Origin of the sequence: Pelagimonas varians (assembly GCF_003208435.1) — a bacterium.
Classification (GTDB): Bacteria; Pseudomonadota; Alphaproteobacteria; order Rhodobacterales; family Rhodobacteraceae; genus Pelagimonas; species Pelagimonas varians.
In genome coordinates this window covers 1-23,037 of record NZ_QKMF01000004.1, presented here as the reverse complement: position 1 = coordinate 23,037, position 23,037 = coordinate 1, and the positions used below count along the sequence as shown (strand labels likewise).

Annotated in this window: 17 protein-coding genes; 10 read left to right on the top strand and 7 right to left on the bottom strand. The window is 55.1% G+C overall.

Going from position 1 to position 23,037, the window contains the following annotated elements; genetic code table 11:
• Positions 1-72: 72 nt before the first annotated feature.
• The 3 genes from C8N36_RS06195 to C8N36_RS06185 all read left to right on the top strand — a co-directional run bounded on the left by C8N36_RS06195 (position 73) and on the right by C8N36_RS06185 (position 4,539).
• Positions 73-1,158, top strand: coding sequence for an ABC transporter permease (locus C8N36_RS06195; RefSeq protein WP_097804109.1), 1,086 nt, complete (start codon positions 73-75; stop codon positions 1,156-1,158).
• A 9-nt stretch (positions 1,159-1,167) separates the two neighbouring features.
• Complete coding sequence (locus tag C8N36_RS06190) at positions 1,168-2,358, top strand: ABC transporter permease (protein ID WP_097804110.1); 1,191 nt, start codon at positions 1,168-1,170, stop codon at positions 2,356-2,358.
• Positions 2,359-2,457: 99 nt separating this feature from the next.
• Complete coding sequence (locus C8N36_RS06185; protein WP_097804111.1) at positions 2,458-4,539, top strand: dipeptide ABC transporter ATP-binding protein; 2,082 nt, start codon at positions 2,458-2,460, stop codon at positions 4,537-4,539.
• A gap of 25 nt (positions 4,540-4,564) precedes the next feature.
• Here the strand turns inward: C8N36_RS06185 and C8N36_RS06180 are convergent, their stop codons facing one another.
• Positions 4,565-5,515 carry a hypothetical protein gene (locus C8N36_RS06180; protein ID WP_097804112.1) on the bottom strand — a complete coding sequence of 317 codons (951 nt, stop codon included), beginning with the start codon at positions 5,513-5,515 and terminating at the stop codon, positions 4,565-4,567.
• A 76-nt stretch (positions 5,516-5,591) separates the two neighbouring features.
• Positions 5,592-6,161, bottom strand: a complete 570-nt coding sequence (locus C8N36_RS06175) for a lytic transglycosylase domain-containing protein (RefSeq protein ID WP_245910759.1) — start codon at positions 6,159-6,161, stop codon at positions 5,592-5,594.
• Between the two features lie 229 nt (positions 6,162-6,390).
• Here C8N36_RS06175 and ssb point away from each other — a divergent pair, with 229 nt between their 5' ends.
• Positions 6,391-6,939, top strand: coding sequence for a single-stranded DNA-binding protein (ssb, locus tag C8N36_RS06170; protein ID WP_097804113.1), 549 nt, complete (start codon positions 6,391-6,393; stop codon positions 6,937-6,939).
• Positions 6,940-7,006: 67 nt separating this feature from the next.
• Here the strand turns inward: ssb and aroB are convergent, their stop codons facing one another.
• Positions 7,007-8,113, bottom strand: coding sequence for a 3-dehydroquinate synthase (gene aroB / locus C8N36_RS06165; protein ID WP_097804114.1), 1,107 nt, complete (start codon positions 8,111-8,113; stop codon positions 7,007-7,009).
• Positions 8,110-8,682: a shikimate kinase gene (locus tag C8N36_RS06160; RefSeq protein ID WP_097804115.1), complete on the bottom strand. Its 573-nt coding sequence runs from the start codon at positions 8,680-8,682 to the stop codon at positions 8,110-8,112. The genes aroB and C8N36_RS06160 overlap by 4 nt, the downstream gene beginning before the upstream one ends.
• 97 nt (positions 8,683-8,779) lie before the next feature.
• Here C8N36_RS06160 and C8N36_RS24120 point away from each other — a divergent pair, with 97 nt between their 5' ends.
• Genes C8N36_RS24120 through C8N36_RS06150 form a run of 3 tightly spaced genes read left to right on the top strand, consistent with a single transcriptional unit; the run spans position 8,780 to position 11,326 of the window.
• Complete coding sequence (locus C8N36_RS24120) at positions 8,780-8,929, top strand: hypothetical protein (RefSeq protein ID WP_170125826.1); 150 nt, start codon at positions 8,780-8,782, stop codon at positions 8,927-8,929.
• Positions 8,919-10,403, top strand: coding sequence for a hypothetical protein (locus C8N36_RS06155; protein WP_097804116.1), 1,485 nt, complete (start codon positions 8,919-8,921; stop codon positions 10,401-10,403). Before C8N36_RS24120 ends, C8N36_RS06155 begins: the two co-directional genes overlap by 11 nt.
• Complete coding sequence (locus tag C8N36_RS06150) at positions 10,400-11,326, top strand: site-specific tyrosine recombinase XerD (RefSeq protein ID WP_097804117.1); 927 nt, start codon at positions 10,400-10,402, stop codon at positions 11,324-11,326. Before C8N36_RS06155 ends, C8N36_RS06150 begins: the two co-directional genes overlap by 4 nt.
• A 76-nt stretch (positions 11,327-11,402) precedes the next feature.
• Here the strand turns inward: C8N36_RS06150 and C8N36_RS06145 are convergent, their stop codons facing one another.
• Entirely contained in the window at positions 11,403-12,233 is an 831-nt protein-coding gene (locus C8N36_RS06145) for a metallophosphoesterase family protein (RefSeq protein WP_097804118.1), read from the bottom strand.
• Between the two features lie 70 nt (positions 12,234-12,303).
• Between C8N36_RS06145 and C8N36_RS06140 the strand changes: the two genes are divergently transcribed.
• From C8N36_RS06140 to C8N36_RS06125, 3 genes are all read left to right on the top strand, one after another.
• Positions 12,304-13,611 carry an HlyC/CorC family transporter gene (locus C8N36_RS06140; RefSeq protein WP_097804119.1) on the top strand — a complete coding sequence of 436 codons (1,308 nt, stop codon included), beginning with the start codon at positions 12,304-12,306 and terminating at the stop codon, positions 13,609-13,611.
• A 275-nt stretch (positions 13,612-13,886) separates the two neighbouring features.
• On the top strand, positions 13,887-16,295 hold the full coding sequence (locus C8N36_RS06130) for a GcvT family protein (protein ID WP_097804120.1): 2,409 nt from the start codon (positions 13,887-13,889) through the stop codon (positions 16,293-16,295).
• Between the two features lie 69 nt (positions 16,296-16,364).
• Positions 16,365-16,997 (top strand): nucleotidyltransferase family protein, encoded by a 633-nt coding sequence (locus C8N36_RS06125; RefSeq protein WP_097804121.1) that lies wholly within the window; start codon positions 16,365-16,367, stop codon positions 16,995-16,997.
• Positions 16,998-17,022: 25 nt separating this feature from the next.
• Here the strand turns inward: C8N36_RS06125 and C8N36_RS06120 are convergent, their stop codons facing one another.
• Together C8N36_RS06120 and C8N36_RS06110 are read right to left on the bottom strand one after the other, a co-directional pair.
• Complete coding sequence (locus tag C8N36_RS06120) at positions 17,023-17,925, bottom strand: GlxA family transcriptional regulator (RefSeq protein WP_170125825.1); 903 nt, start codon at positions 17,923-17,925, stop codon at positions 17,023-17,025.
• 275 nt (positions 17,926-18,200) lie between these two features.
• Entirely contained in the window at positions 18,201-21,737 is a 3,537-nt protein-coding gene (locus tag C8N36_RS06110) for an Ig-like domain-containing protein (protein ID WP_097804123.1), read from the bottom strand.
• Positions 21,738-23,037 lie beyond the last annotated feature (1,300 nt).

Here is a 23,037-nt window from a genome sequence, read left to right as displayed (position 1 = left end):
CTGAGCCAGAACAAGAGACACAACCGCCCGCTTCTCGGGGCGGATTTCGTCCAGCCACCAACAGGGGCACCCATGGGACTATTTTTTCTCAGACGCCTCGGGATAATGATCCTGACGGCACTATGTCTGACCTACATCGTATTCTTTCTGACCAACCTTTATCCCAATCTGGAAAAACTTGCGAAAACGCAGGGCAATTTCCGGATGTCGGACGAAGCTGTCGCCAGTTGGCTGACCGACCGCGGTTATTTGCAATCCACGCCAAAGAAATATGCGGAATGGATCGGCGTCGTGCCGTCTTTTCGGCATGTCGATGAAGACGGCAAGGTGATTGGCCGCTGCATCAAGCCGGGTATGCAGCCCGCCGATGCCCCGCAGTATTGCGGCATTTTGCAAGGAGACTGGGGTTGGTCATCAGTGTCCAAGGCACCTGTTGGCGAGGTGCTGAAACCACGACTGCAAAACACAGGGTATTTAATGCTTTGGGTGATGATTGTTATGATCCCCTGTGCGTTGATTATCGGTGTTCTGGCAGGGATGCGCGAGGGATCTGTCACAGATCGCAGCCTGTCCAGCGTATCGATTTTATCGACCGCGACCCCCGAATATGTTTCCGGTGTTATCTTCATCGCGCTGCTGGCCTCATCCAAATCACCCATCAACCAATGGTTGGTGGCGCATGAATGGATTGAAGGCAAAGCGCTTTTCAAAGGATCTGCCGCTAAGGCGATGGAAAATCCGACCTTCGAAAACTTCTTTTTACCGGTCCTGACCATCGCGCTTTACGGCATGGGGTATATCGCCCGAATGACCCGCGCCTCGATGGCCGAAGTTATGACGGCACAATACATTCGCACCGCCCGGCTAAAGGGTGTGAGCTTTGGCAACGTTGTGATCAAACACGCATTGCGCAACGCGCTGATCGCCCCTTTCACGGTGATCATGTTGCAGATCCCATGGCTGCTGAACGGCGTCGTGATTGTCGAAACCTTGTTTCAATACAAAGGGCTTGGCTGGGAACTGGTGCGTGCCGCCGGCAATAATGACATCGAAATGCTGCTGGGTATTTCCGTTGTGTCGGTTTTCGTTGTTCTGACAACGCAGCTGATCTCGGACATTGGATATGTCTATCTCAACCCGCGCATCAGCGTAACATAGGGGGCGCTTGTGGATCCGTTAAGCTGGGGCGCCATTTTCACGCAAATCATAATCCAGTTCACCCCTGTTTGGGTGGCCTTGATTGCTCTATTCACTGTCTCAATGCGCTACAAACGGCGGCTGGGACTATACGGAAAGCTGTTTGATAGCACTGTCGGTATGATCGGTTTCGCACTGGTGATGTTTTGGGTGTTCACGGCCATCTTTGCCGGCCTGTTCGATCTGATCAGCACCCATGACCCGCTGTCTCAAGTATCCGGCATGAAAAACAAAGTGCCCGGAACGCCGCTAAAAGGTGCCGAAGACGGTGAGTATGCCTATTATTTGCTGGGCGGTGACAAACTGGCGCGCGATGTGTTCACCCGCATGGTGATGGGCAGCACGGTGGTGATCGCCATCGCACCGCTTGCCACCTTGTTCGCCTTTATGGTTGGCATCACCCTGGGCTTGCCTGCCGGATACTTTGGCGGACGGCTCGATACAGTGCTAAGCTTTCTCGCCAACCTCATCCTCGCGTTTCCGGTGATCTTGCTGTTCTATCTTCTGGTTACTCCAGAGATCGTCGCGACCGGTTTGCCGCAGTACATGGCGGTGGTCTTGTTCATCAGCCCGCTCGCTTTTTCCGGTGTGTTGATTCATTCGCGCTTTCGGACACAGCCGAATAAAAACATTGTGCGGCTGGCCGTTGTTCTGGTGCCTTTGACCCTGCTCTATCTATCCTTGATCAACGAAGCTGGCAGCAAAATTGATTTCTGGCCATTGGACTTTTTTGACATTCCGGGCGGCACGCTTGTGGTGTTTGTCTCTGTGGTTTTTGTCAATTCGCCAACGGTGTTCCGGATTGTGCGCGGCCTGACGATGGACATTAAAACCCGCGATTATGTGGCGGCAGCGCAAACGCGCGGTGAACGCCCTTGGTATATAATGCTTTGGGAAATCTTGCCCAACGCTCGCGGGCCGCTGATCGTCGATTTCTGCCTGCGGATTGGTTACACCACAATTTTGCTCGGCACGCTTGGGTTCTTTGGGCTGGGTCTGCCGCCAGAAAGCCCTGATTGGGGGTCAACGATCAACGAAGGGCGCAAGCTTCTGTCGGTTTATCTGCATCCGGCGCTGCCGCCCGCCATGGCGCTGTTGTCGCTGGTTCTCGGGCTCAATCTGCTGGCAGACGGCCTGCGCGAAGAGAGCCTGCGCGATTGATGAGAGGTGCGGACCGGGGCACAGCCCCCGGCCCCCCAACGTATTTGCGAACAGGCGAAACGGCAACTTTTCACTGTTCCTCCGCCAAGGAGACATAAGATGACAGACGGTTACGACGGCCCCATTCTAGAGATCGAAAACCTGTCGATTTCCTTTTTCACGCGGCTGCGGGAAATCCCTGCGGTGATGGATTTTTCAGTCAAGGTTATGCCCGGAGAAGCCGTCGGGCTTGTCGGAGAATCCGGTTGCGGCAAATCCACAGTGGCCTTGGGCGTCATGCAGGATTTGGGCAAAAACGGCAAGATTGTCAGCGGCTCGATAAAGTTCAAAGGTCGGGATCTGGGTGCCATGAGCATGGAAGAGCTGCGGGATATTCGCGGCTCCGAGATTGCGATGATCTACCAAGAACCGATGGCCAGCTTAAACCCGGCGATGAAGATCGGCAGCCAGTTGATGGAAGTGCCGATTGTCCACAAAGGTGTCTCCAAAAGCGAAGCCTACGACCGCGCTTTGCAAGTGGTCACCGATGTAAAACTGCCTGATCCCAAACGTATGCTGGACAGCTATCCGCATCAGCTGTCTGGCGGCCAACAGCAACGCATTGTGATTGCAATGGCCCTTATGGCGGAGCCGTCTTTGTTGATTTTGGACGAGCCAACAACAGCCTTGGACGTCACCGTCGAGGCCGCCGTCGTTGAGCTGGTAAAGGAGCTGGGCGCGAAATACGGCACGTCCATGCTGTTCATTTCGCACAACCTTGGCTTGGTATTGGAAACCTGCGACCGGCTTTGTGTGATGTACAGCGGCGAGGCCGTCGAAACCGGATCAATCGAAGCAGTGTTCGACCACATGCAACACCCCTATACGCAGGCCTTGTTTCGGTCGATCCCCCTGCCCGGCGCAGACAAAAACGCCCGGCCGTTGAAGGCAATTCCCGGCAACTTTCCTCTGCCGCATGAACGCCCAAACGGATGTAACTTTGGCCCAAGGTGTGACTACTTTGAAGCCGGACGTTGTGACGCCCAAGCCATTCCGATGGCTGCGACAAGCCAAGAACGGCACGACACTAGGTGCCTTAAGTTTCAGGAAATTGACTGGAACGCACCCATTGTCCAAGGCGACAGCACTGAAAAACCGGCCCCCGGACGCGTTGTGCTGAAGATGGAAAACCTCCGCAAGTATTACGAGGTTGCCGCCAATGCGCTCTTTGGAAGTTCGGGGGAAAAGAAGGTCGTAAAAGCCAATGAAACCCTCAGCTTTGAAGCGCGAGAGGGCGAAACGCTTGCCATTGTTGGCGAATCCGGCTGTGGGAAATCCACATTTGCCAAGGTGTTGATGGGGTTAGAAACAGCAACCGAAGGGAAGATCCTGCTCGACAATCGTGAGATCCAAGACATCCCAATCGAGGATCGCGACACAAGCACCATCGCGGATATTCAAATGGTGTTCCAAAACCCGTTCGATACGCTGAACCCTTCTATGACCGTGGGCCGGCAGATCATCCGCGCCCTCGAAGTGTTCGGGGTTGGCGATAGTGATGCGGCTCGCCGCGACCGGATGCTCACCTTGCTCGATCTGGTGAAGCTGCCCCGCGCTTTTGCGGACCGGATGCCGCGACAGTTGTCAGGTGGTCAAAAACAACGGGTTGGCATTGCCCGCGCTTTTGCCGGTGACGCGCGGATCGTCGTCGCAGACGAACCGGTTTCAGCTTTGGATGTGTCTGTGCAAGCCGCAGTCACAGATCTGTTGATGGAGATCCAGCGCGAACATAAAACCACCTTGCTGTTCATCAGCCATGACCTGTCGATTGTCCGATATTTATCGGACCGAGTCATGGTGATGTACTTGGGCCATGTGGTTGAGCTGGGCACAACAGATCAGGTGTTTTCGCCGCCCTACCACCCCTACACCGAAGCGCTATTGTCCGCGGTTCCCATCGCCGACACTTCGATCGAAAAGCAGCACATTGTCCTTGAAGGGGATATCCCTTCGGCAATGAACCCTCCTTCAGGGTGTCCATTTCAAACCCGGTGCCGTTGGAAGTCAAAGGTGCCCGGCGGGCTATGTGAACAAGAAATCCCGCCGGTGCGAACCCTGAGCCATGGGCATCAGCTGAAATGCCATCTCAGCGATGCGCAATTGAATCAGATGGAGCCTGTGATCAAGATTGCTGCCGAATAGACGGCCCAGTTCCGGCCAGTCACATTTAGAGCGCCAATTGCTTTTCCTGACTGGTCGGTTTTTTACCGGTTTTCTTCACGTAATAGGGCGAAATCGTGGACAGTTTTAAAAGCGTTTTTTGCGCCCTTAGATGGATGTTTTGACGAAATCTGAAGTCCGACACGTCTTCGTAAATGGCGCTGATATTTGCCTCGATGACAAAACCATCAATGTCAAACAGCGTCGGGACTTGGCGCATTTGCGCAAGGTGATCATCAAATTCGTCAAGGTCGGTTGGATGCACACGGCACCCGCCCCGCCCCAATGTGACGATGGTCGCTTGAAAGGTCTGAGTGCCCAATCGCAACGTCACCGGAATTCTACAGGCTTTGCGGTTGTACATCAGGGCCATAACCATGCGATATCCACTATCAATCAGGTACAAAACCCCGACCACGCCCCCCACCAAAGTCACCAAAACGCCCATGCCAACCGTTTTACTTTCGGTCAGCAAACCGTTGACAGCCTGCCAGTCCAAGTCTGCAATTGACGAAAAACCGTCATAGCTATCTTGTTCAAATTGCTCAAAAACGGCATCCCCTGCATGTGCACAGGCTATGAGCGTTTGTTGGTTCAAATCCCGCAAAATCAGGTTCAGCCTGCGCGCATCCGAAACTTCTACGCTTGTGGCAATTCGGTCTGCCTCATTGGTCACATCCCCCACAAGGCGAGACAGGCTAACCAAGCCATTTTCACGTAGGTCAGCCACCAAGGATTGATCATCGATGTTTTCGAGCAATGAAGCGATTTGCGCGGCCGTGCGCACAGAAATTGATCCTTCGTCATCAGGCAGCGCTGCCAAAGAATCCACCAAGCGAGACAGCTGACTAGGCAGTTCACAAGACTGCGCCAAGGCCTGATTCCATGACACCAACATCCAAAATGCGGCGGCTGCCAGCACCCGTGTAGTTTCACGGAATCCGATTTGCCTATGCATCGACCATCCAACCCAAATATCTTCTGATATTCAAAATGGACCAAAACCAATAACAAGGCCTAAAGCATACTGAAAATCAGCTGCCCCAGATCCTTTTGACATAGTTTTTGGTTTCTTTGTACGGAGGAATGCCGCCGTGTTTCAAAACCGCACCTGGGCCCGCATTGTAGGCCGCCAAAGCCAAACGCCAGGACTTGAATTTGACGTATTGAATTTTGAGGTAACGTGCGCCGCCATCCAGATTTTGTTTCGGATCTTTGGGATCGACCCCCATAGACTTGGCCGTTCCAGGCATCAACTGTGCCAGACCAATTGCGCCAGCGTGCGATTTTGCTTTGGGATTGAAACCGGACTCTTGCTTGACCAAGCGCAAAAACAGGTCCTCGGGGATACCATGTTTACGCGCCGCAGCCCGTGCCATGACTGCATAGGGTCCGTTATACCGTCCGCGATACTTCGGCACGGCCCCTTCGGGGCCCGATGGAAGTGCGCCATATTTTGTCGGCGTGATAACAGTGGGCGGTTTTAGACGGATAGAGTTATTGTACTGCTGGGATGCCCGACTATCGAGAACACTTGTCTGGCTGCTAAACAAGCGCGCCCGGCTTTTGGTCGACAAAACATCGGCCATCGCGGCCTGCCCCATCACGCCAATCGCAAGGGCTGACAGCACCCCAAACCGTAAACTAGACATGACAGCCCCCTGCCCACAAAAATCGCCAAACTCAGGTCCGGCATCTCGACTACGCGCAATATAGCTGAAATTCGCCATATCGCCAGCACCTTCCCTACCGCCCCTTTGTTTCTGCTCCAGCGCTGGTATAGGTTCGGCGAACAATTGCCGATAGATTCGCATAAAAGCGCAAGGAGAGAGCATGGCCGGTTCTGTTAACAAAGTGATCTTAGTGGGAAATTTGGGTCGAGACCCTGAGGTCCGCAGTTTCCAGAACGGCGGCAAGGTCTGTAACCTGCGCATCGCCACTTCGGAAAACTGGAAAGACCGGAGCACCGGAGAGCGCCGCGAAAAAACCGAATGGCATTCAGTGGCGATCTTTCAAGAAGGTTTGGTTCGAGTCGCGGAGCAATACCTGCGCAAAGGCTCCAAGGTCTATATTGAAGGCCAATTGCAGACACGCAAATGGCAAGATCAATCTGGCGCTGACCGCTATTCGACCGAAGTTGTCCTTCAAGGGTTTAGCGGTACTTTAGTGATGCTTGACGGTCGCGATGGCGGCGGCGGTGGTGGTGGCGGCCAAGGTGGCGGCTATGGCGGCGGCGGCGGGGACTACGGCGGCGGTCAAGGTGGCGGCTATGACGACCCCGGATATGGCGGCGGTCAAGGTGGCGGCGGCGGGGCCAGCGGCGGAGGTCAGGGCCAGTCTCGCCCACCAGCGCGCGACATCGACGACGAAATTCCATTCTAAAAACCAAAGGCCGGCGTCAATGCCGGCCTTTTTTGACTGTATCGTTATCCGAAATGATACCGAAAGGTCAGCGCAATTGATCTTTCAGCAATGTCAAAACCTTATCGCTGGGCACATCAGAGGTGACAAAGCTTTCACCGATGCCGCGCGCCAGAATAAACCGCAGCTGACCATCGACAACTTTCTTGTCCTGCCCCATTAAGTCCAACAAAACATCTGCAGTTGGCAGGTCGCCGGGAATGTCGGACAGATCACATTTCATCCCCATGGTTTTGAGGTGCGCGCGCACACGGCTAGGGTCTTCTTGACTACACAAACCCAAACGCGAAGACAGCTCAAACGCCAGAGCGCATCCAATAGCGACGCCCTCACCGTGCAACAAGCGGTCTGAAAATCCGGTCGCGGCCTCTAGAGCGTGGCAAAAGGTGTGCCCCAAGTTCAAAAGCGCGCGATCGCCTTGTTCAGTTTCATCACGCAATACAATTTCGGCCTTCATCTGGACAGACCGTTTGACCGCGTAGATTCGCGCATCAGCGTCTCCGGCCGCCGCACGTTCGCCATTTTGTTCCAGCCACTCAAAGAAACCCGCATCGCCAAGCAGACCGTATTTCGCAACTTCACCATAGCCAGCCAGATAGTCTCGTTTGGTCAAAGTGCCCAGAACATCGATGTCTGCCAGCACCAGTGACGGTTGATGAAACGATCCAATCAGATTCTTGCCTTGCGGAGCGTTTATTCCGGTTTTACCGCCAACCGAACTGTCGACCTGTGCCAACAGACTGGTGGGAATTTGCACGAACCGCACGCCCCGCCGCAAAACAGCCGCAGCAAAGCCGACCAGATCCCCGATCACACCGCCGCCAAGTGCCACAACCACATCGCGGCGCTCAATCTTTTGCTCAAGCAGCCATTCCACCGTCCGGGTGAAATGCGGCCAGCTTTTGGTCGCCTCACCGGCTGGCAGGCTCATTGAAACATGTTCGATCCCCTCGGCCTCAAGCGCGCGGGTCAGGGTTTCAAGATGCAAAGCCTCGACATTTTCATCTGTCACAATCGCAACGCGTTTGCGGGCCAAAAGCGGGGCTATATGCGCCCCTGCGTCTTGCAACAGGCCCTGCCCGATCCGCACTTGGTATTCGCGGCCCTCTAGCGGGACTTCAACAACTTCCATCATGTCACTGCCTCCAAAACGTCCGGACGCTGTGCCAGCAATTCTTGTTGCACCCGCGCGCCCATTTCCTCTAGCGAAGTATTTGACCCTGACGCCACCGAAACATCCGCCATGGCATATATCGGCACCCGCGCTTCATAGATGCCGGCCAGTGTCGCCTTAGGATCAGAAGTTTGCAGCAAAGGCCGGGTATTTTTGTGACGCACGCGTTCCCACAGCACCTCAAGGCCCGCATCCAACCAGATCGACACGCCTTTTGCGGTAATCATCTCGCGGTTGCGCGGTGCCAAAAACGCTCCGCCACCTGTTGACAGAACACCGGGCGTTCCCTCAAGCAGGCGTTCGATCACCTGACTTTCTTTCTCACGAAAGAATGCTTCTCCGTCTCGGGAAAAAATCTCGGCAATACTGCGATCTGCGGCGATTTCGATTTCATGATCGGAATCGAGGAAGTCCACCCCGAGTTGCGCAGCCAGAGTACGGCCAACAGCGGTTTTGCCAGCGCCCATCATGCCCACAAGAACGATCGTCTTGTGCAAGATAACGTGATTGTGGGGTTGCTCCTCGGCCATCTCTCGCTCATTCCTTATTTCGTTGCGTGAATGACGTGAACCAGCCAAAAAGGCTAGGTATAAGTTCGAAAAAAGACGCAGCAGGGAAAGCATACGTATGGGGCGCATCATAAAATGGCTGTTCATATTGGCACTGCTGGGCGCATTGGCGCTGGCGGCATATGCCTATATCGGGCCATTCTTTGGGGCTGATTTTAGCCCACCACAAACTGAAATCCATATACCTGTTGAGCTGGATGCAAATTAAAACACTTCTCTGCGCTTTATTTTGGGTTCCGGCGGTTGCGGCAGCTCAGACTGCATCGGTTGCACAAAACGCGCCGATTTCGCAAAACGCTTTGCCACCGCAGATCGAATCAAGCCCGTTGGACGCACCGGATCCCGGTGCGGTTGGCTTGCTCCCGTCGTCCCGAACCGGATTGCCAGCCACAATCTGGCTTGGCTCAAATCCCAAAACACTTGGTGATTTGATCCGGGCAGTAGATCAACCGGTCCCGGCCCTGCGCACTTTGATGCGGACTTTGATGCTGGCCGAAGCTGATCCCCCCAAAGCGGGATCAGAAGGCGTGACCCATTTGACCAACCGGCTTGATTGGCTGATGAAAACCGGCGCGGTTGATGAATCGCTTGCCTTGCTGGATATTGTCGGCGTCGAAATCCCGCAGCTGTTCTCAAAATGGGCGGACCTGAACCTGTTGGTGGGCCGCCCGGATCCGGTTTGCAAAGCGTTGCTTACCCGCCCGCGCCTATCTAACGATTTTGCGCTGCGCATTTATTGCACCGCCCAAAGCGGCGATTGGAATCGGGCTGTATTGATCTTGCGCAGCGCGGAAACCCTTGGCGAATTGAGCAGCAGAGATGCGGATCTTCTGGCCCGCTTCCTGGACCCGGAACTGCACGAATCCAGTCCGACGCTCTTGCCGCCCGTTCGGCCTACCCCGCTCGAATTTCGCCTGTTCGAAGCCTTGGGGGAACCGTTACCAACCGCACCGCTGCCGCTGCCGTTTTCTGTTTTGGATTTAGGCGGCGACAACGGATGGCGCGCGCAAATTGAAGCCGCCGAACGATTGGCCCGCAATGGCAGCCTTCCCGCCAACCGTTTGTTGGGGCTTTATACCCGCCGCCAGGCCGCTGCTTCTGGCGGCGTATGGGACCGGGTGCAGGCCTTGCAGAATTTTGAACTGGCATTGGAGCGCGGTACGCCGGACGCCATAGGGCAGACTTTGCAGGAAATTTGGCCACAAATGCGCAGCGCTAGATTGCTTGTGCCATTTGCCGAACTGTTCGCCGCCCAGCTCCCCTATGAATCGCTCAAGGGGCGCGCCGAAAGCACTGCAATCCGCGCCGCCTTTTTATCACCGAACTTTGAAGAACTGTCCCGCCGCACAGGTCAAGACACCGCCGAAATCCGGTTTTTGACCGCCCTGGCGCGCGGCGAAGACCCCGGCGTCATTGATTTGCCAGACCTGCCGCATGTCGGGCCTGTGGCTTTGGGTTTCGGGGATGCCGAAATGCCAGCGGCTCTAAAGGACCAGCTTGACCAAGGCCGCCTTGGCGAAGTTATATTGCGCTCCATGGCCCTTTTTGCCAGCGGAGCCCAAGGCAACAGTCAAGATTTAACCGATGCTTTGGCCACTTTTCGCACCCTCGGGTTAGAGGATACCGCCCGCCGCTCTGCCCTACAGCTCGTCTTGCTTGGGGCCGAAAGGGCGCGGCAATGACCACAACGCGTTGGACTTCGAGCTTTCTAGATGCGATTGCCGCCGAACGCGGTGCTGCAGCCAATACGCTGGCAGCTTACCAACGGGATTTGGACCATTTCTCGGATTGGCTGGGCGATCAAGGGCATGATTTCAGTTCGGCTCAACGGACCGATGTCGAAGGCTATATGATCTATTGCGACACGCAAGGCCTGTCCAAGGCAACGCGTGCACGCCGGCTATCTGCGGTCAAACAGCTCTACCGGTTTGCATTTGAAGAAGGGCTTCGGCAAGATAATCCAGCGGTGCAAATCTCAGGGCCGGGCCGCGACAAACGCCTTCCCAAAACCCTGTCCACGGACGAGGTAGATCGCCTTTTGATCGCGGCAAGCGCCCACGGGCGTTCGCTTGCTGACCGGCTTCGCAACACCTGCCTGATGCAGGTGCTTTATGCGACGGGTATGCGGGTCACCGAACTGGTCTCACTGCCTATCTCGGCCGCGCGCGGCGATCCAAAGATGCTACTGGTGCGCGGTAAGGGAGGCAAAGAACGGATGGTGCCTTTGTCTGCGCCTGCCCGGATGGCTTTGGTGGAATGGGTAGTTGCCCGCGATAAACACGATGATCTGGCACAAACCAAAGGCAAACCTGCATCAACATTTTTGTTCCCGTCACGCGGGAAATCAGGCCATCTGACGCGGCATGCTTTTTACATGCTAATAAAAGAGTTTGCGGTGGATGCTGGTGTATCCCCCGCCAGCGTGACACCGCACACATTGCGGCACGCCTTTGCCACGCATTTACTGGCAAACGGGGCCGATCTGCGATCTATCCAAACGCTCTTGGGGCATGCGGATGTGGCGACCACAGAGATCTACACCCACGTCCTCGAAGAACGCCTCAAAGAGCTGGTCTTGCAACATCACCCCATGGCCGATGATTAAACGCTGGCACGATTTTTCGACGAAAAATCGCTCTGCTGGCGCTAAACTGCTGCGCGGCTTTGTCCAAATTCCGCGATCATTGACGCCGCAGCTCCGCTGGTAAAACGTCTTCCGATGGCCAATCACCATTGCGCAAAGCCAGATGATACCCTTGGGTTAAACCTGCCGTTTCCATCGCTTGGGCTGCAGCATTGTGGTCATAGTTCAACCGGTTAAAACTGACATTCCCACCTTCTAGGATCATGTAGCGGGTCGCAGGGGTGCCATCATTTGGCGGCATCCCAATGGCTCCGGCATTGCTCCAGCGCATTCCATCCATGTTGCGGTCAAACACCATGCCGCAGTGTCCCGCCACAACCTGCGTGATCCGGCCCCCGCTTTGGCCTTGTTGCAACTGCCTCCTCACAGCACTTAGCTCTTCCGAAAACGCGGCGTTAGGGGACGTTGGCCACAAAAACCGGCTGATGTCTGTCAGACCGCCATGCAGGGCCAACACCCGCTCTGAACCATGCCCGAACGTCAAAACATCCGGCAATTCACGCATCCAGGTGCGCGCCTCTGCGTCCAATGCCGCCGACGCAAATGCATACCAACTGGCCGAAAGCCGATCACAGGTTGTACCGCTGCCAAAACCGCAGCCACAGTCATCCGCCTCTTCCGCCAGCTGCTTTTCGCAATTTCCGGCCAGCACAGCGCAGCCCCAGTCGCGAATTTCACGCACCGTTTCAACAGGGTTTGCGCAATAGGCCACCACATCACCGGTGCAAATGCACCGATCTGCCGGAATGCCCAACTGCGTGGCCACGGCCCGCATGGCCTGTGTAGCTTGCAGGTTTGAATACGGTCCGCCAAAGACCAGAACCGGCTCTGGACTGTCAAACAGATGCTTCACCCGAATTGCGGCCATGATCGTCCCCTCTTGAATGAGACCCCTCGCAGGCCCATAACACATCCAAACATAAAGGAATGCCCGCCTCATGGAAGCCGAACCCAGCGTGATAGACACCGCTTTTTGGATCACATCCTTGTCAATTTTGGCATTGCTGACCTTGTCGGCGTTTTTCTCGGGCTCTGAAACAGCCTTGACCGCGGCGTCGCGCGGGAAATTGCGCGCTGCCCAAGACAAAGGGTCAGAGGGCGCGTCCAAGGCACTGGAGATTACCGAAGACAATGAGCGACTGATCGGTTCTGTCCTTTTGGGCAACAACCTTGTGAACATTTTGGCGACCTCAATGGCGACAGCCTTGTTCACCGGTGCCTTTGGTGAAAGCGGCGTTGTTATTGCGACATTGGTTATGACCCTTTTGGTGCTGATCTTTGCCGAGGTTCTGCCCAAGACCTATGCAATCACCAACCCAGAAACCGCAGCCGCGCGGGTGGCCGGCCCCATCAGCATCGTTGTGCGGCTCTTTGCGCCGATGGTCTCTGCCGTTCGGCTTTTGGTGCGCGGTGTCTTGCGGCTGTTCGGGGTTCAAACCGATCCTGACAGCCACATCCTTGCGGTTCGCGAAGAAATCGCCGGGGCCTTGCAACTGGGGCATTCCGAAGGTGTGGTCGAAAAAGAAGATCGCGACCGGATTTTGGGCGCGCTTGATTTGGGTGACCGTATGGTTGAGGAAATCATGCTGCACAGGTCGGGCATCGAAATGATTGACGCAGATGCTGCGCCACAGGCGATTTTGGAACAGTGTTTACAAAGCTCGCACACCCGTCTGCCCGTATTTCGCAATGATCCCGAAAATATTGTTGGTGTCGTTCATGCAAAAGACCTGCTGCGCGCAATGTATAAACTGCTCGATCAGGTCGGCACCTCCGAAGGGGCCTTGCAGGGATTCGAAGTCACCAATGTGGCGATGAAGCCATATTTTGTGCCTGACACCACATCGCTGGATGAACAAATGCGGCAGTTCTTGCGCCGCCGCACCCATTTTGCCTTGGTGGTCGATGAATACGGATCGTTGCAAGGATTGATCACCCTTGAAGACATCCTCGAAGAGATTGTCGGCGAAATCACCGATGAATTTGATCCCGATGAGGCCCAGGAAATTCGCAAGGCTGAAGATGGTGATTACCTGATCGAAGGGGCGATGACGATCCGCGACTTCATCCGTGCAACCGACCTTCCTTTGCCCGATGACGAAGCCAATACCGTCGCCGGGCTGGTCATCCACGAAGCGCAAATGATCCCTGTGACCGGTCAGGTTTTCTCGTTCCATAACTTCCGATTTGAAGTGCTGCAACGTCACAACAACCGCGTGACCTTGCTCAAGGTTCGCCCATTGTAAGATCCGCGTCAATGCGGCCGGAACGCATCCACCGAATGACCATGAGGCCGTCCAAACACATCGTTTGGGCGGCCTCATCGTCATTTTGCCAGCCTGAACCCATAACTGAATCCCTACACGCCTCACCAGAACACCGCTTGATCCTAAGGGTATTCACTGGCCCCGAGTAGAAAACGACAATTTTTGTCGCGTTTGGGTAAAGCACTCCGAAATCCATCTTCATACACTTGTCCTATAGCAGGCCGCATTTGGCCATTCGCCGCAAGGAGACCGCCATGAAGACCACCACACGTGTAGTCGTAATCGGAGGCGGCGTTGTCGGTGCCTCGGTTTTGTACCATCTTACCAAATTGGGGTGGTCCGATGTCATGTTGGTTGAAAGGTCAGAACTGACCAGCGGTTCAACTTGGCATGCCGCGGGCGGGTTTCACACCCTGAACGGCGACACGAATATGGCGGCGCTGCAAGGCTATACAATCAACCTCTACAAAGAGCTTGAAGAAATCACCGGCATGTCATGCGGGTTGCACCATGTCGGCGGCATCACCTTGGCCGACAATCAAGACCGTTTTGACATGCTGCTCGCCGAGCGGGCCAAGCATCGTTACATGGGCCTTGAGACCAATATCCTCGGCCCAGATGAAATCAAAAGATTTGCACCAATCATCAATACAGATGGCATCATTGGTGCCCTTTATGATCCGCTGGATGGCCACCTTGACCCCAGCGGCACCACCCACGCCTATGCCAAGGCCGCGCGCATAGGGGGCGCGGATATCGTCACGCACACCAAAGTCATTGAGACCACACAGCGGCCTGACGGAACATGGGATGTGGTAACGGACAAGGGTACGATCCAAACAGAACATGTGGTCAATGCAGGCGGTCTTTGGGCGCGCGAAGTCGGGGCAATGGCGGGTGTCTATCTGCCGCTTCACCCGATGGAACACCAGTACATTGTCACCGATGACATCCCCGAAATCTACCAAAGCGACTCCGAACATCCCCATGTCATGGACCCTGCAGGCGAAAGCTATCTGCGCCAAGAAGGTCGCGGGTTATGTATTGGATTCTATGAGCAACCCTGCCGACCGTGGGCCGTGGATGGCACCCCTTGGAGCTTTGGTCACGAGCTGTTGCCAGACGACTTTGACAAAATCGCGGATAGTATTGATTTCGCCTATAAACGCTTTCCAGTGTTGGAAACGGCTGGGGTGAAATCCGTCATTCACGGGCCGTTTACCTTTGCACCTGATGGCAATCCATTGGTCGGCCCGATCCCGGGCCTGCGCGGCTATTGGAGCGCCTGTGGTGTCATGGCAGGATTCTCTCAGGGTGGCGGCGTTGGGTTGATGCTGGCGCAATGGATGGTCCAAGGTGAATGTGAACGTGACACCGCCGCCATGGATGTTGCGCGCTTTGGCGACTGGATTTCGCCAGGCTATACGCTGCCTAAGGTGATCGAAAATTATCAGACTCGCTTCTCGGTCAGCTACCCGAACGAAGAACTGCCCGCAGCCCGCCCCAATCGCACGACGCCCATGTACGACATCTTTGACAGTATGGGAGCAGTCTGGGGTGCTCAATACGGGCTTGAAGTGGTCAATTACTTCGCCGGAAAAGGCGAGCCGCGCTATGAAACCCCGTCGTTCCGCCGGTCCAACGCCTTTGACGCCACAGCGCGCGAAGTGCAGGCCGTGCGGTCGGGCGTTGGTATCAATGAAACCCATAACTTTGGCAAATACAGCATCACCGGACCAAACGCGCGTGCGTGGCTGGACCGGATCATGGCAGGACGCATCCCCAAGCCGGGCCGGATGTCTTTGACACCAATGCTGGCCCCGTCCGGCCGGATTATCGGTGATTTCACTGTGTCTTGCCTGTCAGACACCGCGTTCCGCCTAACGGCCTCCTATGGGGCGCAGGCCTATCATATGCGCTGGTTCTTGCAGCACATTGAAGAAAGGGTCACGGTCGAAAACGTCAGCGACACGGTGACCGGATTTCAAATAGCAGGGCCACGCGCCCGCGATGTGCTGACTGCCTGTACACGCAGCGACATCAGCGACATGCGCTTTATGGATGTGCGTAGCATGACTGTTGGTATGACCGACTGCCTTGTTCAACGCGTCAGCTACACCGGCGATCTGGGTTACGAAGTGTTCTGCGATCCGATGGCGCAGCGGCAACTTTGGCACAGCCTATGGCAGGCCGGACAACCGCACGGAATGAAACCCTTTGGCATGCGCGCTATGATGAGCCTGCGTTTGGACAAATTCTTTGGCGCTTGGGGGCGGGAATATTCCCCTGATTACACGGCGGCTGAAACCGGTCTGGACCGCTTCATTTCATGGAATAAATCCACTGATTTCATCGGCCGCGCCGCCGCCGAAGCCGAGCGTGCATCACCGCCTGAACGCACCTCTGTCGCTTTTGAAATTGAGACCGATGGCTGTGACGTCAACGCCTATGAACCGGTCTGGATAGATGGAAAAGTTCAAGGGTACTGCACTTCGGGCGGGTATTCACACTATTTGAACAAATCAATCGCATTGGCGCTGGTGCCGCGTCACCTGGTTCGTCCAGACATGAATGTCGAGATAGAAGTGCTTGGCAATATGTGCAAATCCACCCTTTTGAAACATCCTCTTTTTGATGCTGATGGGGCTCAGATGCGTGGATGACACAACCTAGGCGTGATTTTTATCAATTAAGCCCTGCGAGATCTCGACTTTGTGGGCTATGGTGCGGCCATGCTAGATATCGCCATTGTGATTCCCGCAGCCGGTGCCAGCCGGCGCATGCGGGGTAAAGACAAACTCCTTCAAATCGTAGACGGCCAGCCCTTGCTGCGCCGACAGGTTAAGGTTGCCTTGGCAACCGGTGCGCATGTTGTCGTCACCTTACCTGATCATGCCCACCCGCGCGCAGCGGTTTTGCAAGGCTTGCCTGTGCAAATCATCAGTGTGCCGGATTCCAATTTGGGGATGTCGGCCTCGTTGCGCCGGGGCATCGGGATGCTAAGGGGCAACGGGATATTGCCGCGTGGGTTTAGAGCGGCGATGATCCTGCCCGCCGATATGCCCGAGCTAACCACCGCAGATTTACAAGCCGTAATGCAGGCCTTTGACAATCAGGCGCATCCTACATTGCAGCAAGGCACCAGCGCCAATGGCACCCCCGGTCATCCGGTCCTGTTTCCCGCTGATTGCTTTATGGCCTTAATGGCTGTGTCCGGCGATCAAGGCGCACGGCAGGTGTTGCGCCACAACAAACACCGACTGCGCTATGTCGCCCTGCCCGGCGAACACGCCCTGATTGATCTTGATACCCCCGAAGCATGGGCCGAATGGCGCTCTGAAAACGTCGTTCTGGCGCCTGGCTGACAATTCCATATTGCCCTCCAGAGCCTCAAACCCGGTGGGACTTCAATAATTCGGTTGGCGTCAAGGCAAACTCATTCCGAAAGCATTTTGAAAAATGGCCCGGAGATTGAAAGCCGCAAGCAATTGCCACTTCGATCACCGGCATTTTGGTTTGTGTTAGCAAGAAATAGGCACGCCGCAAACGCAGGTGCATATAGTGCCGTTTGGGACTTTGCCCGAGATGTTTGCCAAACAACCGCTCCAATTGGCGGGTCGACACCCCGACTTCCGCCGCGATCTGCGGAGGAGTCACCGGGAACTCAAGGTTGGCTTCCATGATTTCAAGCGCGGCAACCGTCGGCCCGTTTTTAATCCGTGTACGCGTCGACGCTTCGGCCGACGCCACCTGTTGCACCTGCTGCATGGTCACATAATTCATGCTTTCGGAGACAGATTCCGCGAATTCTTGACCGCGGTAATCCACCAAGAAGGTCAAAAACAAATCGATCGCCGAAACGCCGCCAGAACTGCTGCAGCGTGTTCCCGTCGCCACATAAGGCCGCGGGCTCAGGTCAACATCAGCAAAAGTTTCGCGAAATGCGTCGCGAAACTGCCAATGCATTGTGACCTCGGCATCGCCGATTAGACCGGCATATCCCAGAACAAAGGCACCCGTGGTCAGGCCTGACAACCGAACCCCGTTTCGCGCATGACGGTTGAGCCAAACATTGAGTTTATTGACATTGAGCACTGTCACATCTGGCCCGCCGACGATAATCACCTCGCGCGGGTTTCGAATGTCTTCAAGCGGTGCGCAGGGGAAAGACGCGACACCGAGCGACGACAAGGGTTGCGGCCCGGGGCAATGGAATGACCAGCTGAACACTTGTGCCGCCGCATTAAGGTTGGCGTTTTGCAAAGTTTCGAGGGCCGAAACCAAGGTCAACATCTGATAACAATCCATCAAAATAAAATGGAAATGATGGGGGGGGGATGTAAATGACTGCACCTCAGCGCCCTTTGGTCTAATTCGGTTTGCCGCACCTGCGGATGGAAAACCGAACCACAAAGATACAAGCCGTGCAATGATTCACATGGCCAGTTACAGAAGGTTGTTTTCTGCCGGCCAAACACAAAAAAGGGCAGCCCAAAAAATGGACTGCCCAGTTCCGGTCCAGCCTGAAAGGCCGGACCGAGCTGCATATTCAGCGTTGTCTTAGAGGGTCACTTGGTCAAAAGCGCGGCTTCGTGCTTTTTCAATGACCGGCGGGCAGAACCATAGGCCTTGATCCCTTCGGCATGCTCCAATTCCGGGAACAGTTCAAAGATTTCCTGACGTTGGGCGTTGCCGATACCTTTGAGGCTGTAATCACCGGGCTGGAAGCTTTCGGTCCATGCACCGTTGGACAAGATCACCTCATGGCCTTCGAACATCACGTGGATGTAGCTCACGCCGAGGCTTTCGACTTCGTCTACACCGTCAAGACCGGTCAGATGCTTGGCAGCGACCAGAACTTCGCGCTCTTCAAAATACAACGCGGTCTTGTCATTGGCGACCAGCACACGGTGGTTTGGCGATACCAGAAGATCATGTTCTGGCAAGTTGTTACCCAGCGCACCTTGTTGGATCAAGATTGGGTTGAAGTGAGGCTTGCGCGCCAAATCATGCCCGGTCAGGTCTTTACGACCCAGCCATTTGATCTCCTGAATGCCGTTGTCGCGGGTGATGACACGGTCGCCTTCGACCAGATCCTCAACCAGACGTTCGCCCTGCGGAGTTGCAATCAAGGTACCCGGTGTGAAGCAGACGATCTCTTCGATTTCAAAGAAGTCCATCGTGCCGGTCACTGCGCCGGACCCATCGAGGAACTCAACCGTCCCGTCAGTGCCGTTGCCATTGCTGTCTGGCGTTTGGTTCACAAGACGCCAATCTACGTCACGCTCTCCTGCACCGCCCAAATCGAGGATGTCATAGTCATCCCCTTCAGAGCCGCCATCAACCGTATCACCAGAGCCTTCTGCAGCACTGTTCACACGGATCATGTCGCGGTCTTCGCCACCACGGATGCTGTCTTGGCCAGCACCACCATCAAGGGTGTCATTGCCACGACCACCAACCAGCGTGTCGTCGTCAGCGCCGCCGCTGATGCTGTCTTCATCAATGCCGCCGTGCAAGAAGTCCTCGCCCGAGCCACCGATCAAGGTGTCGTCGTCATCGCCGCCATAGAGGGTGTCGTCGCCCAATGCGCCGTTGATAAAGTCACGGTCGTCTTCTGGATCAGGGTCTGTCGCATCAGGAATTTCCAACGAAGCCATGTTGGAGCCGTCGATGAAGTCATCCCCCTGACCACCGTCCAAGGTGTCGCTGCCGTGTCCACCGATGATTGTATCGTCGCCGACACCACCAGTAACATTGTCGTCGTCAATACCGGCGTCGATTGAGTCATCGCCTTGACCGCCATCCAATGAGTCGTCGTCATCGCCACCGATCAATGTGTCGTCGCCCTGACCGCCACGAACCAAGTCCATGTCGTTGTCAGTCGAGATGTCTGTCGCATCCACCTCTTCTGCAATTGCACCGGTCAAGGACGCATCCAGATAGTCATTGCCTTGACCACCCAACAAGGTGTCAGACCCGTGACCACCGAGGATTGAATCGTCACCGGTACCACCTGCGACGCTGTCGTCGTCGATGCCTGCGTTGATCGTATCGTCGCCAGAGCCACCGAGGATCGTATCGGCGTCATCACCCGTCAAAATCACGTCGTCGCCAGAGCCACCTTCGACGCTGTCACGGCCATCTTCTTGATTAGGATCTCTGTCGAAACCCAACTGGTTCAAAAGAGTTCCAGACGCGAAGGCCGGGTCGCCATCAGCGTAGTCGCTGAAGGTGTCGATACCCGCGATGATCGTATCGTCACCGCCGCCGCCCAAAATGGTGTCAGCACCTTGGATGTCATTGAGAAAGTCGTCGCCGCCGCCCAAGTCCACCAAGTCATCATCTATCCCGGGCTCGACGGTGTCATCACCGTCACCTGAGTTAATAGTATCGTCGTCGTCACCGGTTGCGATCGAGTCTGCACCAGAAGTGCCTGTCACACTGTCGACGTTGTCGCTTGGATCCGGGTCTTCGTCCAATCCATTGAGCGGATCGAGCTCTTGGAATTCTGGCGCAACAGGGAAGATATCATCGTCGATAATCCCAGTTTCGGTACCGGTTGTGACCACTCCGCCGACCGAAACCACGATTTCGCCGGTGTCTGTGCCACCAAATCCGTCGTCAACCACATAGGAAATCGTGTCACTACCCTGATATCCGTCATCAGGCGTGTAGGTAACAGTTCCATCCGGGTTCAACTCTGCAGTGCCATTGGTCGGAACCCCGATAGAGGTCACAGTCAAAGGATCACCCTCTGGATCCGTGTCATTGCCGGATGGATCCGGAATAATAATAGGCGTATCCAGAGGCGTTGCGGCTGTGTCATCAACTGCAGTCGGGTCTTGATTGGTAGGCTCGTCATCAGGCGGGGAGTCAACTTCTACCGTCACCGTACCTGTATCTGTGCCGCCAAGCCCGTCCGACACTTCATAATCAAAGGTGTCAACACCTGAAAAACCGTCGTCTGGTGTATAGGTGACTGTACCATCGTCGTTTTGGATAACGGAACCGTTGCCAGGTGTGCCAAGACTATCAACAGTCAGGGTATCGCCATCGGGATCGGAATCGTTGGACGCAGGGTTGTCGATCACAACGGGTGTGCCAACCGCAGTTGTCGCGGCGTCGTCAACGGCAATCGGGTCTTGGTTTTCGACTGGCGGAGCCGGGTCCACTTCAACTTCGACCGTTACAGCGCCCGTGTCGGAACCGCCATTGCCGTCTTCAATCACATAGGAGAACGAGTCGGTTCCGCTGAAACCGGGGGCCGGCGTGTAGGTCATAGTACCATCACCATTGTCGGTGACATTACCATTTATCGGCGCGGTATACGCTGCAATTGAAAGCGGATCCCCATCGGGATCACTATCATTGCCCAACACATCGATGATCACAGCAGTGTCGAGCGCGGTGGTTTCGCTATCGTCAACGGCAATGGGATCGCCGTTTTCGTCGCATAGATCGACGGTCGAAAACTCGACATCAGATACCAGAACGGCTTGGCTGGATTCGCCGCCATTGTCGTATTCGATTTCAATCCGCGAAACGGGGCCTGGAATTTCAACCAAAACCGAGCCGACCGCATCTTCAAAACCAGATTCAGTATTTCCGTCAACTGTCGTGTTAACAACCGTCGCAGTGCCGGAGGGCGTCAAGGTAACAGGAACGATGTTGCCATCGACGTCATAGGCTTTGATAGTCACGACGTCTTCGAAATTAATGCCGCCGCCTTCAAGATCGCCAGACACAGCTGACTCGTCAACGTCATTCAGGCGGAACGAAACATTCTGGACGTTGTCACTATACGCGTCGGTGTCCACCGCGCGGAAATCCAAAATCGTTGTCGATGTCGCGGTTGCAGTGCCGCCGTCACCACCTTCACCAAGCAGTTTGAGATGTGACTGAGGGTTTTGAGTCTCACCGGCTTCGAAAAAACCAAAAGCGTTGAAGGTGAAAGCTTCTGCGCCTTCGTCCTCGCTGTCGAAGGTGATATCAACGGCGACGCCGCCTGTGTCCACTGTCGCAGTCACTTCACTTTGTGGTGTGTCGGCCAGCGAAGTTCCGTAGGCACCCAAAGCACCCCAGTTCAAAAATAAATCAGCCATAGTCAGACCCTTCTATACTCAGACGGGGGCATTCCCCTACCGCATTTGCGGCAAGCAATGCCCACTGCACTGCCCGTTCAATAATCGCTCGTCGCGCCTGAATGTCTGCGAAGTGTCCGCGCTGCCTCTGCCCACGTCTTGCGTGGACGAAGAACGCCTTATGCGGCACAGGCGGAATCCGCCTATCGCTTCACTTCGCACCTAGCCAGATGCACAACAGTTCAGCGGCCGCCCCCGTGGCCTATGTCTTCACCCCCCAGTTGGGCTTGCCGACAGTAATAATGCCTCGCCACTGCTATCGAAAGAGAAAAAGGCGCAACCGCCGTGTCTGTTCAGTACAAAATGTCGAAATCCACCCCAAAACCCGAATAATTTTCTAAAGGTTGTGTGCAAATTGTTTCCACACGCCATTTCAAAAACACATAAAAACCTACCAAAATCTCTAATTTTAGATGATTTTGCCGATAATCCACCGCGGAATGCCCAGCACCGTATCGCAATTGGCAACAATCAGCCGAGGCAAAGCCAAGCCTGCAACGTTCCGACATCTTTTTGGAAAAAATCGTGACCTTGTATCGAATGTGGAACCAATGAGCCTTGTGGCAGAATATTGGCCATGGCTGTCTCATTCAGTGACTTCGAAACTGCGAATCATTCAGGTTAAATATGATGCAAATTTGAAGGCGTTTCTGCGCCCGGGCGACGTTGATCAGGCGTTTGGGGACCAAAAAGGTCTTTGCAGATGCATTTTGACATCCGGTTGCCCACGGCGTTTCCCCGCCTCTTACCCCTTAAAAGAGACATTTTCAGCCAAACCACGGCCACCGCCACTGGGGGATTTGGGAGAGCGCGGCTGATCGCTCCAACGTCGCTCCATGCCAGAAAATCCATTGTGTCATGTAGGAAGATCAAGGAGTCCATTGATTTGTTTTGGAAACAAACCGGCGGCCCAGTCCCAACTACCGTAACCTATTTGTGCTTGGCAATTGACCACCCGAAGAGTGCGCTATCAAGGGCATAAACTCCGGGATCGCCCGAGTTTTGAAACGCACTCAGACTAACCGCCAAGCCAAAATCCCGAACCTATTTATGGGCAACCCAAGTCCTGTCCGAAGAAGCCCTCGGAAAATCAATGGTAGAGGAAAAGATCACATTCTTTGAGCTTTGTTGCACAAATCGGATGAAAGGCGAGCTTCCCTTTTCCTCATCCGGATTTAGCCTACAGGCTCAGTGACTGGTATGCCCAAAGCGGTGTAGCGGTTAAGGACTGCGATGCGGATTTGCACTTCCGCGACTTGCC

Coding starts and splice junctions, on each gene's coding strand:
- C8N36_RS06195 (WP_097804109.1), top strand. CDS start 73: ATGGGACTATTTTTTCTCAGACGCCTCGGGATAATGATCCTGACGGCA.
- C8N36_RS06185 (WP_097804111.1), top strand. CDS start 2,458: ATGACAGACGGTTACGACGGCCCCATTCTAGAGATCGAAAACCTGTCG.
- C8N36_RS06180 (WP_097804112.1), bottom strand. CDS start 5,515: ATGCATAGGCAAATCGGATTCCGTGAAACTACACGGGTGCTGGCAGCC.
- C8N36_RS06175 (WP_245910759.1), bottom strand. CDS start 6,161: ATGGGGCAGGCCGCGATGGCCGATGTTTTGTCGACCAAAAGCCGGGCG.
- ssb (WP_097804113.1), top strand. CDS start 6,391: ATGGCCGGTTCTGTTAACAAAGTGATCTTAGTGGGAAATTTGGGTCGA.
- aroB (WP_097804114.1), bottom strand. CDS start 8,113: ATGATGGAAGTTGTTGAAGTCCCGCTAGAGGGCCGCGAATACCAAGTG.
- C8N36_RS06160 (WP_097804115.1), bottom strand. CDS start 8,682: ATGGCCGAGGAGCAACCCCACAATCACGTTATCTTGCACAAGACGATC.
- C8N36_RS24120 (WP_170125826.1), top strand. CDS start 8,780: ATGGGGCGCATCATAAAATGGCTGTTCATATTGGCACTGCTGGGCGCA.
- C8N36_RS06155 (WP_097804116.1), top strand. CDS start 8,919: ATGCAAATTAAAACACTTCTCTGCGCTTTATTTTGGGTTCCGGCGGTT.
- C8N36_RS06150 (WP_097804117.1), top strand. CDS start 10,400: ATGACCACAACGCGTTGGACTTCGAGCTTTCTAGATGCGATTGCCGCC.
- C8N36_RS06145 (WP_097804118.1), bottom strand. CDS start 12,233: ATGGCCGCAATTCGGGTGAAGCATCTGTTTGACAGTCCAGAGCCGGTT.
- C8N36_RS06140 (WP_097804119.1), top strand. CDS start 12,304: ATGGAAGCCGAACCCAGCGTGATAGACACCGCTTTTTGGATCACATCC.
- C8N36_RS06130 (WP_097804120.1), top strand. CDS start 13,887: ATGAAGACCACCACACGTGTAGTCGTAATCGGAGGCGGCGTTGTCGGT.
- C8N36_RS06125 (WP_097804121.1), top strand. CDS start 16,365: ATGCTAGATATCGCCATTGTGATTCCCGCAGCCGGTGCCAGCCGGCGC.
- C8N36_RS06120 (WP_170125825.1), bottom strand. CDS start 17,925: ATGTTGACCTTGGTTTCGGCCCTCGAAACTTTGCAAAACGCCAACCTT.
- C8N36_RS06110 (WP_097804123.1), bottom strand. CDS start 21,737: ATGGCTGATTTATTTTTGAACTGGGGTGCTTTGGGTGCCTACGGAACT.